Origin of the sequence: Solibacillus kalamii, from assembly GCF_002174535.1 — a bacterium.
GTDB lineage: Bacteria > Bacillota > Bacilli > Bacillales_A > Planococcaceae > Solibacillus > Solibacillus silvestris.
In genome coordinates this window covers 1-14,002 of the sequence record NZ_NHNT01000002.1, presented here as the reverse complement: position 1 = coordinate 14,002, position 14,002 = coordinate 1, and the positions used below count along the sequence as shown (strand labels likewise).

Annotated in this window: 13 protein-coding genes; 4 read left to right on the top strand and 9 right to left on the bottom strand. The window is 38.0% G+C overall.

From position 1 onward, the window contains the following. The first annotated feature begins 341 nt into the window (after positions 1–341). The 3 genes from CBM15_RS03740 to CBM15_RS03730 are packed head-to-tail and all read left to right on the top strand — an operon-like array spanning position 342 to position 2,847. Positions 342–1,115 carry an ATP-binding cassette domain-containing protein gene (locus CBM15_RS03740; protein WP_087615787.1) on the top strand — a complete coding sequence of 258 codons (774 nt, stop codon included), beginning with the start codon at positions 342–344 and terminating at the stop codon, positions 1,113–1,115. Positions 1,116–1,128: 13 nt separating this feature from the next. After that, a complete protein-coding gene (locus CBM15_RS03735; protein ID WP_087615786.1) occupies positions 1,129–2,067 on the top strand; it encodes a sulfonate ABC transporter substrate-binding protein in 939 nt (312 codons plus the stop codon). Between the two features lie 12 nt (positions 2,068–2,079). Then, the gene (locus CBM15_RS03730) at positions 2,080–2,847 is read left to right on the top strand and encodes an ABC transporter permease subunit (protein WP_008407752.1); all 768 of its coding nucleotides are present in this window, start codon (positions 2,080–2,082) and stop codon (positions 2,845–2,847) included. 47 nt (positions 2,848–2,894) lie between these two features. On the opposite strand, the gene mdh is transcribed toward CBM15_RS03730, so the two are convergent. The 3 genes from mdh to citZ form a co-directional block, all read right to left on the bottom strand. Continuing rightward, positions 2,895–3,833, bottom strand: a complete 939-nt coding sequence (mdh, locus tag CBM15_RS03725; protein WP_087615785.1) for a malate dehydrogenase — start codon at positions 3,831–3,833, stop codon at positions 2,895–2,897. A gap of 215 nt (positions 3,834–4,048) precedes the next feature. Continuing rightward, positions 4,049–5,311 carry an NADP-dependent isocitrate dehydrogenase gene (icd, locus tag CBM15_RS03720; protein ID WP_008407755.1) on the bottom strand — a complete coding sequence of 421 codons (1,263 nt, stop codon included), beginning with the start codon at positions 5,309–5,311 and terminating at the stop codon, positions 4,049–4,051. A 79-nt stretch (positions 5,312–5,390) separates the two neighbouring features. Beyond that, on the bottom strand, positions 5,391–6,506 hold the full coding sequence (gene citZ / locus CBM15_RS03715) for a citrate synthase (RefSeq protein WP_008407756.1): 1,116 nt from the start codon (positions 6,504–6,506) through the stop codon (positions 5,391–5,393). Positions 6,507–6,769: 263 nt separating this feature from the next. On the opposite strand from citZ, the gene CBM15_RS03710 reads away from it, so the two are divergent. Beyond that, a complete protein-coding gene (locus CBM15_RS03710) occupies positions 6,770–7,738 on the top strand; it encodes an AI-2E family transporter (RefSeq protein WP_065215512.1) in 969 nt (322 codons plus the stop codon). Here the strand turns inward: CBM15_RS03710 and CBM15_RS03705 are convergent. The 6 genes from CBM15_RS03705 to CBM15_RS03680 all read right to left on the bottom strand — a co-directional run bounded on the left by CBM15_RS03705 (position 7,722) and on the right by CBM15_RS03680 (position 13,640). Beyond that, complete coding sequence (locus tag CBM15_RS03705; protein WP_087615784.1) at positions 7,722–8,111, bottom strand: FxsA family protein; 390 nt, start codon at positions 8,109–8,111, stop codon at positions 7,722–7,724. The genes CBM15_RS03710 and CBM15_RS03705 overlap by 17 nt on opposite strands. 141 nt (positions 8,112–8,252) lie before the next feature. Beyond that, positions 8,253–10,013 carry a pyruvate kinase gene (pyk, locus tag CBM15_RS03700; protein WP_087615783.1) on the bottom strand — a complete coding sequence of 587 codons (1,761 nt, stop codon included), beginning with the start codon at positions 10,011–10,013 and terminating at the stop codon, positions 8,253–8,255. Positions 10,014–10,041: 28 nt separating this feature from the next. After that, the gene (gene pfkA / locus CBM15_RS03695; RefSeq protein ID WP_014823118.1) at positions 10,042–11,001 is read right to left on the bottom strand and encodes a 6-phosphofructokinase; all 960 of its coding nucleotides are present in this window, start codon (positions 10,999–11,001) and stop codon (positions 10,042–10,044) included. Positions 11,002–11,156: 155 nt separating this feature from the next. Next, complete coding sequence (accA, locus tag CBM15_RS03690; RefSeq protein ID WP_008407766.1) at positions 11,157–12,113, bottom strand: acetyl-CoA carboxylase carboxyl transferase subunit alpha; 957 nt, start codon at positions 12,111–12,113, stop codon at positions 11,157–11,159. Then, the gene (gene accD, locus CBM15_RS03685) at positions 12,106–12,978 is read right to left on the bottom strand and encodes an acetyl-CoA carboxylase, carboxyltransferase subunit beta (protein ID WP_014823117.1); all 873 of its coding nucleotides are present in this window, start codon (positions 12,976–12,978) and stop codon (positions 12,106–12,108) included. Before accD ends, accA begins: the two co-directional genes overlap by 8 nt. Before the next feature lie 26 nt (positions 12,979–13,004). Continuing rightward, positions 13,005–13,640, bottom strand: a complete 636-nt coding sequence (locus CBM15_RS03680; protein ID WP_014823116.1) for a FadR/GntR family transcriptional regulator — start codon at positions 13,638–13,640, stop codon at positions 13,005–13,007. Positions 13,641–14,002: the final 362 nt, after the last annotated feature.

The window sequence follows — 14,002 nt, the reverse complement described above, 5'->3', positions numbered from 1 at the left end:
TTGAAACCCCCATCTCAAAATCAATCTTCCAGTGGTTGGCTATCAACTATTTCTTTAAATATGTACTGATTAAAGCACTACCTTCATAGTAACAACTTTTTTTGAAAAGTACAATTATTCCTCTGTTCAGCTATCTATATGCTCTTTCTTATTCGAAGAAATCTAATCCATATTATTTCGATAGGTAAAATATTTTTTACTATTGACTGAATATTTATTATTATGGTAACATTTAGAAAAATTGTTCATACGCACTATGTAAATAACCTGTGTAAATTTTTTTATTAATAATTCCTAGTAATTCAATATGTTAAGTATTTTAACGGAAAGTAGGTGCTTCCATGACAAATGGAATCAATATTGAGTTAGTAAATTTAACAAAAAGTTTCGGTGAAAAACAAGTATTAAAGGATATTAATTTAACAATCCCCGCTGGACAATTTGTTGCCATCGTCGGCAAAAGCGGATGCGGGAAAAGTACGCTTCTCCGGATCATTGCAAATTTAGAACAAAAAACGGCAGGAGAATCTTTAAAAGACGGTATTCAACAGGAAGACTTCTCAGGCGTTCGCGTCATGTTTCAGGAAGATCGTTTACTCCCATGGCTGTCTGTATTAGAAAATGTAGGGGTAGGCACAGAATTGAAAAAGGATTGGCAACCACTTGCATTAAAATCACTTGAACATGTGGGATTAAAAGACCGCGCAAAAGAGTGGCCACATGTACTGTCAGGTGGCCAAAAACAACGGGTTGCATTAGCTCGTGCGCTTAGTGCACAGCCAAGACTTTTGTTGTTGGATGAACCGCTTGGTGCATTAGATGCACTGACTCGACTTGAAATGCAAAATCTAATTGAACAGCTGTGGTTAAAACAGAAATATACATCGTTACTCGTGACACATGATGTGGCAGAAGCCATTACATTGGCAGATCGGATTATTTTAATTGAAGACGGAAACGTCGCTTTAGATTTGCCGGTAAAACTCCCTCGACCAAGAACGCGGTCAAATCCACAATTTGCGGAGCTTGAGGAAATTCTGCTTCAGCATTTATTAGGACAACAAACAAAAACGGAAACATTAAATAAACAAAAAGAATTACAGGCAATTATTTAAGGAGGTATTACAAATGAAAAAACTATTATCCATCTTTTTTCTCTTAACTTTATCGGTTATTTTAATCGGGTGCTCATCATCGAATGCAGAAAATAAAAAAGTACGCATTGGCTATCAAAAAAACGGGACAACATTGCTATTAAAATCGAATGGCGAATTGGAATCACGATTAAAGGAATTAGGTTATTCAGTGGAATGGTCTGAATTCAATACAGGAAGTTCGATTCTTGAAGCATTAAACTCCGGGGCTATCGATTTTGCCAATGCTAGTGATGCACCATCAATGATGGCACTATCAAAAGGAATGAATTTCAAATACATTGCAGGTGAAGAATCGTCTCCTCAAATGGAAGGTATTTTAGTAAAAAATGATGGATCTATCCAGTCTATCGAACAATTGAAAGGAAAAAAGATTGCGTACAATAAAGCTTCAATCTCAGAGTATTTATTAGTAAATGCTCTAGCAACAGTTAACTTGACTCTGGACGATGTAGAATCGGTTATTTTAAGCCCGGCAGATGCAAATATTGCTTTTGAGAACGGCGATGTGGATGCATGGGTAATCTGGGATCCGTATATGACGGTTTCCGAAAGTAAAGGCAATCAAATCCTAACTACAGCAGAAGGCATTGTTGAACACCGCAGCTTCTACTATTCATCTGATAAATTCATCGAATCAAATAAGGATGCGGTCGTTGCCTATGTGGAAGAACTATCTAAAGTTGGTGAAGCCATTGATACTGATTCAAGCGAGGCAGCAGAAATTCTTGAAGAGAATACAGGTATTGCCGCAGATATATGGGTAACAAGCTTAGCCCGCCGTTCATCTGTAGCTAGTTATTTGGATGAAGCCGCTCAGGCAGACTTACAAAGATTAAATGAAGATTTATATGACATTGGCTTAACAAGTAATCTTGTAGAAAATCTCGAAAACCATATTTGGAAACCATAAGAGGTGAGTAAAATGAAGAAGAAAAAATGGATTCATTTGATTGAGCCATGGATCATCCCTATTTTAATTATTATCATATGGGAAGTATCGAATAAAACAGGTATTCTGGCCAACACAGTTTTGCCTGCCCCTTCCGATGTAGTAAAAGCAGGCTATGAACAAGCCGTTTCCGGTGTTCTGTTTGATCATCTTCAAATTAGTACGACGCGTGCTTTAATAGGGTTCCTGATCGGCGGCAGTATCGCTTTTGTCATCGGTATTTTAAACGGAATTGTTCCTTTTGCACAGCGTTATTTAGATACAACTATTCAAATGCTGCGAAACATTCCGAATTTGGCGCTCATCCCTTTAGTTATTATTTGGTTTGGTGTGGGTGAAGAAGGAAAGATTTTCTTAGTTGCAATCAGCGTATTTTTCCCGATTTATGTCAATACATACCATGGTATCCGCAATGTTGATCCACGGTTAATCGAAATGGGTAAAATTTATAATCTTTCGAAATACAAACTGTTTTTTAAAGTAATTATTTTAGGTGCAATGCCATCGATTTTGGTCGGTATTCGCTACTCATTAGGAATTATGTGGCTTACTTTAATTGTTGCAGAAACAGTAGCAGCAAGTTCGGGAATCGGCTATATGTCGATGAATGCCCGTGAGTATATGCAACTTGATATTGTTGTGTTGGCTATTATTTTATATGCGATTTTAGGAAAAATTGCAGATTCCATTGCAAAACTATTAGAGAAGAAATTATTAAAATGGAATCCCGTGTATCAATAAATGAAAAAACAAAAAGGGCCTCGGTAATAACCGATACCCTTTTTTAGTTATTTCAGTGCTTTCATTACATCTTTTACAGCATCTGCGGATTGATCTAACGCTGTTTTTTCATCTGCTGTAAGCTCAAGTTCGAATATTCTCTCGATACCGCCAGCACCTAATAATGTCGGAACACCTAAATAAATCCCCTCATATCCGTACTCACCTTCTAAATAGGCAATTGCCGGTAAGACTCGTTTTTGGTCCTTTATAATTGCCTCTGCCATTTCCACCATTGCCGCAGCCGGTGCATAATAAGCCGAGCCATTCCCTAATAAATTCACGATTTCACCACCACCTACACGTGTTCGCTGTACAATTTCTTCTAAACGTTGTGCAGGTATTAAGCTTTGTAAAGGAACGCCTCCTACCGAAGCATACCGTATTAAAGGCACCATCGTATCACCGTGACCTCCTAATACAAGTGCAGATATATCTTTTACCGATACATTCAGTTCCTCGGCAATAAATGCACGGAAACGGGCAGTATCCAACACACCCGATTGTCCAATTACCCGATGTTTCGGGAAACCAGATTCTTTAAATACTGTATAGGTCATCGCATCAACTGGATTTGTAAGAACAATAATCGTTGCATCAGGTGAAGTACGGGCAATTTCTGATGCAACGGCTTTCATGACACCTTGATTAATCTGTACTAAATCATCTCGACTCATTCCTGGCTTCCGGGCAATACCCGCAGTTATTAAAACGACATCTGAGTTTGCGGTATCCTCATAATCGGAAGAGCCTTTTACAAAAGAATCAAACCCTTGTACAGGGGATGCTTCCCACATATCCAATGCTTTTCCCTTCGTAGGATTTTCTGCTGATGGAAGATCAATAATTACAACATCACCTAGTTCTTTTTGCGCTGCCAAAAATGCTGCGGTTGCCCCTGTAAAACCACTACCAATAACTGATATTTTTTTACGTTTTAATGTCACCAAGAACCACTCCTTCATCGTAAATAGATTTGTGTCATGAAAATTATATAAAAAAAAGAGAGAAAACATAATGCTTTCTCCCTTTTTTACTATTAATTATTTCAAATCTCAAAGTAAACTATTTCCAATTATGTAAAATTATATAACTATATTATTCATTACTAAACAATTTGTTCATAATTTCACATATATAGGCAAATGTTTAAAACTTTTGATTAGAAGTTTTCGATTAATTTTGTAGCGAATTCAGAACATTTAACTTCTGTAGCGCCGTCCATTAAACGTGCGAAGTCATAAGTTACATATTTAGAAGAGATTGTTTTCTCTACTGAATTTGTAATTAAGTCCGCAGCTTCTTGCCATCCTAAGTGCTCAAGCATTAATACGCCTGATAATAATACTGAAGATGGGTTTACTTTATCTTGACCAGCATACTTAGGTGCAGTACCGTGAGTAGCTTCGAAAATAGCGTGACCAGTTAAGTAGTTAATGTTAGCACCTGGAGCGATACCGATACCACCAACTTGAGCAGCTAATGCGTCAGAGATGTAGTCACCGTTTAAGTTCATAGTTGCTACTACGTCGAACTCGTTAGGACGAGTTAAGATTTGTTGTAAGAAAATATCAGCAATAGAATCTTTTACGATGATTTTGCCTTCTGCAACAGCTTTAGATTGTGCTTCGTTTGCAGCAGCTTCGCCTTGCTCAGCTTTGATTGCATCGTATTGGTTCCAAGTGAATACTTTGTCGCCGAATTCAGCTTCAGCCACATCGTAACCCCATTGTTTGAATCCACCTTCAGTGAATTTCATGATGTTACCTTTGTGTACTAAAGTTACTGATGGACGGTTGTGTGAAATAGCGTACTCGATTGCAGAGCGTACTAAACGTTCAGTACCTTCTTTAGATACTGGTTTAATACCTAAGCCAGAAGTTTCTGGGAAGCGAATTTTGTTAACGCCTAATTCGTTTTGTAAGAAGTTTAATAATTTCTTTTGCTCGTCAGAACCAGCTTTGTACTCGATACCAGCATAGATATCTTCAGTGTTTTCACGGAAGATTACCATGTCAACATCTTCTGGACGTTTAACTGGTGAAGGAACACCGTCAAAGTGACGTACTGGACGTAAGCAAACATATAAATCCAACTCTTGACGTAATGCTACGTTTAGAGAGCGGATACCGCCGCCGATTGGAGTTGTTAAAGGACCTTTAATAGCGATTAAGTATTCGTTGATTTTTTCTAAAGTTTCAGCTGGTAACCATTCACCAGTTTTGTTGAATGCTTTTTCACCTGCTAATACTTCTAACCATTCGATTTTCTTTTCACCGTTATAAGCTTTTTCTACAGCTGCGTCAATTACGCGAGATGCTGCAGCCCAGATATCTGGACCGATACCGTCACCCTCGATGAAAGGAATAACAGGATTGTTTGGAACGTTTAATTTACCATTCTCTACTACGATTTTGTTAGTCATTGGAAATTTGCCTCCTAATAATCATAAATCTAGGACTGTGTCAAATCACAGTCCCAGATATTTTAACATACTTTTTTAATTAGCGCTCGTTAATTGGAACGTATTTTTGCATATCTGGACCAACATACTCCGCACGTGGACGGATTAGACGGTTGTTTGCATACTGTTCTAAAATGTGCGCTACCCAACCTGAAGTACGAGATACTGCGAAGATTGGTGTGAATAAGTCATGCTCGATACCTAAAGAATCATATACTGATGCTGAGAAGAAGTCTACGTTTGCAGGTAATTTCTTTTGCTCAACAATCATGTCATGGATTTTCACTGACATATCGTATAATTCTGGTTTGCCTGTTAATTTAGTAAGCTTTTCAGACATTACACGTAAGTGAGGTGCACGTGGGTCGCCTTTGCGGTATACGCGGTGACCGAAGCCCATGATTTTTTCTTTATTATCTAATTTGTTCTGAACCCAAGATTCAACTTTATCAATTGATCCGATTTCAGTTAACATTTTCATAACTTGCTCGTTAGCACCACCGTGTAATGGGCCTTTTAATGCGCCGATTGCAGAAGTTACACCAGAGTATACATCTGATAATGTCGCAACACATACACGTGCAGTAAATGTAGAAGCGTTTAATTCATGGTCAGCGTGTAAGATTAACGCTTTATCGAATGCTTCAATTTCGATTGCTGCTGGTTCTTCACCTTTCAGCATATATAAGAAGTTTGCTGCATAACCTAATTCTGGTTTTGGAGCAACTGGTTCTTTACCTTGACGTACACGTGCAAAAGTAGTTACTACTGTACCAATTTTTGCTTGTAAACGGATCGCTTTACGGTAGTTTGCTTCAGCTTCCATAACATCTGCTTCTTCGTCAAATGCACCTAACATTGATACCGCTGTACGTAGTGCTGCCATTGGGTGCACTGTGTTTAAAGGCATAGATTTGAATAAATCTGTGATTGCCGCTGGAATTTCCATATTTTTAGCTAATTCTTCTTTTAAGTTAGCTAATTCTTCAGCGTTTGGTAAACGCGTGTTCCATAACAAGAATACTACTTCTTCAAAAGTCGCATTGTTAGTTAGGTCGTCGATGCCATACCCTACATATGTAAGTGTATCATCGATAATTGAAGAAATTTTCGATTCTGCTGCTACGATACCTTCTAAACCTTTTGTTGCTGACATAAAAAATCGCTCCTTCACTTAGTAAATTAATTTTGTAAGTGCTTTCTTTTTACTCTATTAAAAAAGTCGCACACTCATATCGTTCTGCTCAATTGAACCTATAAGTAAATCGCTTACAAATTTCATTATAATCAATTTTGACGGCTTTGTGAATGTATTAGTAGGATTTTAGGAAAAAATCACATATGTGATAGAATTCACGCAAAAAAGAGAATTTATAATTTGTAATGAGTTATTAAAGGTATTAATTAGGAGTGAGATAAATGGATTATACAAATAAAACAAACCAATGGCTAGTAAAAAGTAGGAACATTATCGTTCTTCTACTTTATTTTGTCCTTTTTTATTTCATTCCTCCTATTATTTTCGGTCTATTTTTCGCTTACTTACTGTTTCCAGTCTTCCTCTTTTTCAAACAGCAATTTAAACTACCATTCTTTCTCGTTGTCATTATACTTTCGGTATTTTTATTCTCGGTTGTCGTCTCTGTGATCATGCTGATTATTCACAGCTTTATCACCATTCTTCCTCAGCTGCAGTCAACACTCTTATCTTTGGATAGCACCTATATGAAACATCCGCTTCTTCCGTTCATTGTTGAGAAGCTCCAAAGTTTTATAAGGGACTTGCTGTTTTACACAATCAATTTTATAAAAAATAGTTTTCAATCTATATTTGAGTTTTTTATTTTCATTGTCACATTCTACTTCGCATTGATGGAGAGCTATAAAAACCGATTATGGTTTTTTGCTTACATACCGAAAGCTTATCGCACTACATGGGCACGCTACTTCCAAAAAGGTATGGAGCTTATCGGCCGCTTTATCGTTGTGGAAATGCAATTGTTTACACTGACGTTTATCCTGCTATGTATTGGATTTTATTTTTTAAAGTTTGAAGCATTTGTAATTAAAGCTTTTTTAATTGCCTTTGCAGATTGTCTGCCTTTTTTAGGAATTGGCATTTTCCTTATTCCAGTTTCTATTTACTATTTTATTGTAGACGAACCGATGATAGGCATTGCCATATTAGTTCTGTATTTTATGGTACAAATGATAAGGCAGCTAACTGAATCCATGCTCTGGTCACATACGTTGCATTTACGTATGATCCACACATTTCTAATCAGCGCTGCCTCAGTTTTACTATTTGGTTTTTACGGAATCATCCTTAGTCCGATCTTATTGATGATTGCCATTAAGGTAAAACAACATGCTATTTTTGCAAAATAACGACTTGCCCTCTTTTCATCTTTTTACGTAAATAGTAGAAGATGACCGGTTTAAACAGATTTCGCGTAATTCCTGAAACAAATAATATTCCGAGAATATCCGTAATAAAGCCAGGTACCGCCAAAAGTACGCCGCCAACAAAAATCATAAATGTTTCAATGACCGGTACTGCAGGAGGCTGACCTTGCTGCATACTCTTTTGAATATCCTGTATAGATTTTGTCCCACGTTTTTTGGCAATTAGCAGTCCTGCTATGGATGTAAAAATAATTAATAACAATGTATAGAAAACACCGATTGCGTTTCCAATTACGATAAATACCGCAATTTCAGCAAATACTAGTGCGAGTATTCCAAATAATATCTTTTTCATTTATGAACCTCCTCTTCTTCTATTTTATACGAAACAGCGAAGAAAAAGTTTCAATAAGCGTTATAGCAAAAAACAAACCACCATTTTTTTAATAAAAATGGTGGTTTTGCTGTACTAAATTAAATTTTCCACTTATTAACCTTAAAGAACGCTGGCATGTCCTTTATAAATAACACCAGTTTCAGCATCCATTGTAATTTCCTGTCCGTGCTGAATTAAAGTAGTTGCTTCTTTTACACCGACAATAACAGGAATACCTAAGCTTAAGCCGACTACAGCTGCGTGGGATGTTAGCCCGCCTTCTTCCGTAATAATACCTGCGCATTTTTCGATTGCCGGCATCATTTCACGGTCAGAGCCTACTGTTACAATAATTGCTCCTTCTGTGTCGTAAGCCAACGCTTCTGCTGCATTGTTAGCGATAATTGCATTACCAACAACTGACAGTTTACCAATACCTTGTCCACGTGCCAATAAGTCACCAATTACATGTACTTTCATTAAGTTCGTTGTACCTGCTTCGCCAACTGGAAGACCTGCAGTAATAACAACTACATCACCATGGCTGACAAATTCATGTTTTAGCGCTTCATCAACTGATAACTCTAAAATCTCATCCGTTGTATTAACACGCTGCGTTAAAATTGGCTTAACGCCCCATACTAATGTCAATTTCTGTGCAACATTAGGCTGACTTGTAACTGCGATAATTGATACACCTGGTCGATATTTTGCAATCATTCTTGCAGTATTTCCGCTTTCGGTTGGAGCTAATACTGCTTTAACACCAAGGTTAATTGAAGTATAGGCAACCGCCTGTGAAATAGCTTCCGTCATATTTGCTTCTTTTTCACGGCTTCGTTTTGATACAATTGCTCGGTAATCCAATGCGTTTTCCGTACGAATCGCAATTTTGTTCATTGTAGCTACAGACTCTACCGGATAAAGACCTGCTGCTGTTTCTCCTGAAAGCATGATTGCATCTGTGCCATCCATAATCGCGTTTGCAACGTCTGATGCTTCTGCACGAGTTGGACGTGGATTGCGCTGCATGGAGTCAAGCATTTGTGTAGCTGTAATAACAGGCTTGCCGACTTGGTTACATTTTCGGATTAATGATTTTTGTACTAATGGTACTTCTTCTGCAGGAATCTCTACACCTAAGTCACCACGTGCCACCATTAAACCGTCTGAAACTTCAATGATTTCATCAATGTTGTCAACGCCTTCTTGGTTTTCGATTTTAGGGATAATTTGAATGTGGCTGCCGTTATTTTGTTCCAGCAGCTCTCGAATTTCGAGTACATCCTTTGCAGTACGAACAAATGAAGCCGCGATGAAATCGATCCCTTGCTCAATACCGAATAAAATATCCGCTGCATCTTTGTCAGTAATACCCGGTAATTTCACAGAAACACCCGGTACATTCACACCTTTTTTATTTTTTAAAATACCGGCGTTTTCAACAATTGTATGAATTAAACCTTGCTCGCTATCTTTCGCAAGTACACGCAATTCGATTAAGCCGTCATCCAATAAAATTATATCGTTTTGATCTACGTCTTCAATCAGCTGATCGTATGTGATGGAGAAACGTGATTCATTTCCTAAAACTTCTGTCATCGAAATATCGATTACTTGTCCTGTTACTAAATGCAACTCACCGTTTTCCATTGAGTGTGTTCTGATTTCAGGTCCTTTTGTGTCCAATAAAATTCCAACCGGTTTTTTCATGCGTTCTGCTGCATCACGAATTGCAGCAATTCGATTCGCATGTTCTTCATGATTTCCGTGTGAGAAGTTTAAACGGGCAACATTCATCCCTGCATCAATTAACTTTTCTAACATTTCTGGTGTTTCACTAGCTGGTCCAATAGTACAAACAATTTTAGTTTTTCTCATAGTTTTGTCATCTCCGTTTTTATGCACTTTAAATTGAAAGCTCTTTTGATAATGTATACAAACTTAAATCTGCCTGGTGCTTAGTTTCAAATGCTTTTCTTAAATCATAATCGATTATAGCGTGATTTTTCACGCCAACTGCTCTACCACCTTTGTTTTCCAACAATAGCTCTACCGCTCTTGCACCAAATCTCCCTGCTAAAACGCGGTCACGAGCCGATGGAGACCCTCCTCGTTGTATATGACCTAATACCGATGTCCGAATTTTAATCCCTGTACGTTCTTCTAAAAGGTTCGCCAGTTTATGACCATTCATTACACCTTCAGCTACAATAATAATACTGTGGCGCTTTCCACGAGCTACTCCACGCTCAAGACGTGTAACAATATCATCCAGATCATACGCTTCTTCCGGTATTAAAATCGATTCTGCACCAGCTGCCAAACCTGCCCAAAGAGCAATATCTCCTGCGTCGCGGCCCATTACTTCAATAACAAACGTATTTTCATGACTTGTTGCCGTATCTCGGATTTTATCGATCGATTCAACGACTGTATTCAGTGCTGTATCAAAGCCAATCGTATATTCTGTACCGGGTACATCATTGTCGATTGTACCGGGAATACCCACACACGGGAATCCTTTATCTGTTAATTGCATTGCTCCACGATAAGTACCATCTCCGCCAATGACGACTAAACCTTCGATTCCCTCTTCTTTCATGCGTTCGATTGCTCTATATTGTATATCATCCTGCTTAAATTCAGGGAAACGTGCTGAATACAGTTTCGTTCCGCCTCGTTGAATAATATCGCCAACAGAACCAATATCTAAAAGTTCAAAGTTCCCATTATAGAGTCCTTCATAACCATGATATACACCGACAACATCAACATTATGAAAACGCGCTTTACGAACGACTGCACGAATAACAGCATTCATTCCAGGTGCGTCTCCACCACTCGTTAAAACCGCAATCTTCTTCATACGACCTTTTCCTCCTATTACGCTGTTACTATCCACATTAACAGAAAACACGCTCATATGTAACTATTCTAGAAAACAAATTGAAATGCTTTTGAAAAAAATGAAGAATGCGCTCACACGCATTCTTCGTAGTACAATACTGTTATAAAACAACCTTATTGTTCTATATATTGTCCAATATTTTTAAATTTCATATAACGATTTTCAACTAATTGATCTGCACTCTCTTTATTTAGGTCATTAAGAATGTTTGTAAGATATTCTTTCATAAAGATTGCCTGCTGCTCAACATCCTTATGGGCACCGCCGGCAACTTCCGGAATAATTCCATCAATTACTTTAAGCTCCTTTAAATCAAGTGCAGTTATTTTCATCGCTTCGGCAGCCTCTTTCGCATAGCTTGCATCTTTCCATAAAATTGATGCAGCTCCTTCTGGAGAAATTACGGAATACGTTGAATTCTCAAGCATCAAAATTTTATTTGCCACTCCAAGTGCAAGTGCACCGCCACTTCCACCTTCACCAATTACAATACTAATGATCGGTACCCGAATACCGGCCATTTCAAACAAATTTCGCGCAATCGCTTCACTTTGGCCACGTTCCTCGGCTGCTTTGCCCGGATATGCACCTTTCGTATCTATGAAGCAAATAATTGGGCGTTTGAATTTTTCTGCCTGTTTCATTAAACGCAACGCCTTGCGGTAGCCTTCCGGATGAGGCATACCAAAATTCCGGCGAATATTTTCCTTTGTCGTTTTTCCGCGCTGGTGTCCAATAATCGTAATTGGCTGGCCATTGAACGATGCAATCCCGCCAACAATTGCTGCATCATCTTTAAATGTACGATCCCCATGCACTTCGATAAAATCTTCAAAAATCCGTTCAATATATTCCAGTGTCGTCGGACGATCAGCATGACGGGCTACTTGCACACGATGCCAAGGTTCCATATTGGCATATACGCTTTTTTCAAGTTCCTCCAAGCGTGTTTCCAACTTTTCAATTTCCCCTGTCATATCGACATCTGCTTCCGTGGCAATTGTTTTTAACTCTACAATTTTTTCACGAAGTTTTACAACCGGTTCTTCAAATGCCATTAATTTAGACATGCGATACGCCTCCTTGTACATGCAACTTAACAATTGTTGCAATTTTGTCGCGCATTTCTGTTCGGTTAAAAATTGCATCAAGCTGTCCATGATCTAATAAAAATTCTGCTGTCTGGAAATCATCCGGTAACTTTTCACGTACCGTTTGTTCTATTACACGACGCCCCGCAAACCCAATCAGACTTTGAGGCTCTGCAATATTATAATCACCGATCGATGCAAAACTTGCTGATACACCACCTGTAGTCGGATGCGTCAAAATTGAAATATATAGTAGGCCTTCCTCGCTATGGCGTTTTAGAGCCACACTCGTTTTTGCCATTTGCATTAATGATAATACTCCTTCTTGCATACGTGCACCGCCACTTGCCGTATAGATAATAAACGGCACTTTCAACTCTGTCGCCTTTTCTACAGCGCGTGTAATTTTTTCACCAACAACTGATCCCATAGACCCCATACGGAAATGCGAATCCATTACCGCTACAACAACCTGCATCCCTTTTAATGCACCTACACCTGTTAATACAGCTTCGTTTAACCCTGTTTTCTTAATATCCGCTTCCACTTTTTCCACATATGCAGGGAAGTTTAACGGATTTGTTGTTTGAAGATGATCGTCCATTGATACAAACGAACCTTCATCTAAAAAACAGGCGATTCTTTCATTGGCTGTCAAAGTAAAATGATGCTGACATTTCGCGCATACTTTTAAGTTTTTTTCGAGTTCTTTTGTGACATGAATCGTTTTACATTTTGGACATTTTGTCACGATGCCTTCCGGAAAGGATTTTTCATCTTCTTTTCTAGTAATATTATCAGTATTTTTTTTACGACTAATTGTAAATAAATCACGAATTGCCATCGTAATCCCCCTTTATATTGACGTAATCATTCTTTAATAATGATCATCCATTTTTCATATGAATCAATTGCTTCTTGTATATATCCCATTTGCAATGAAGCAAGCAGTATTTTTAATTCCATTTTCTCTTCTTCTGTAATTTCATTTGCCGATAGATTATTGCTGAACGAAAGAAGCTGGAGCCAAATTTTTAATGCGAGGCGGTTCCCTGAAACGATCATACACTCACGAAGTATGTCTTCTCGTTTTAACTCCTGCCCAAGTTCTACCTTTACAAAAAAGCTCTCCCAAATCGGCAGTGCCCTTAAATTGTCAGACTGGCAAATAATTCGGATCGCTTCTTTTTCGTGCATTTGTCTTGTTGCATGCACATCCGCGATCGATTTTTCGTCCTGTAATATAAAAGAGCTGACAATTTCAACAAACTGATGGTGTTGCATACTTGACAAATATGTACCACCGCCATGCCTTGTTTCGATCAAGCCAAGTAACTCCAGACTGCGTAATGCTTCCCGAACCGAAGACCTTCCCACTTGTAGCTGCTCGCTTAACATTCTTTCTGAAGGAAGCTTTTGCCCTTCCTGAATATTTTGTTCTTCAATTAAATCGTGTAATTGCTTAACAATTTGAATAAACATCTTTTTTGCGGGCTTATCTTCCAAATTTTTCACCTCACCGTGTCCTACGCATTCCATTATTATTAACAAAAGTGGTCAGACCAGTTACTAAAGTAAGAATACAAAATGTTTTTCTCATTGTAAAGAGAAAATGTAAAACTTATATTTTATATATAATAAAATTTGCGAATATATAACTAGATTTCCGTTTTTTCGATAAATTTAGCTGAACACATATAAAAAGAGCGCCTCTAAAGCTATGAACTGCACCCCAAATGTTAGACACAAATCTATCATTTGGAGGTGCTTTTTATATGACAAGGATTACTTTTGAACAAAAATTGGATACGATTTTTCGTGTTGAAAAAGGTGATGAAGGCATTACTTCAATTGCTAGATCACTTAAT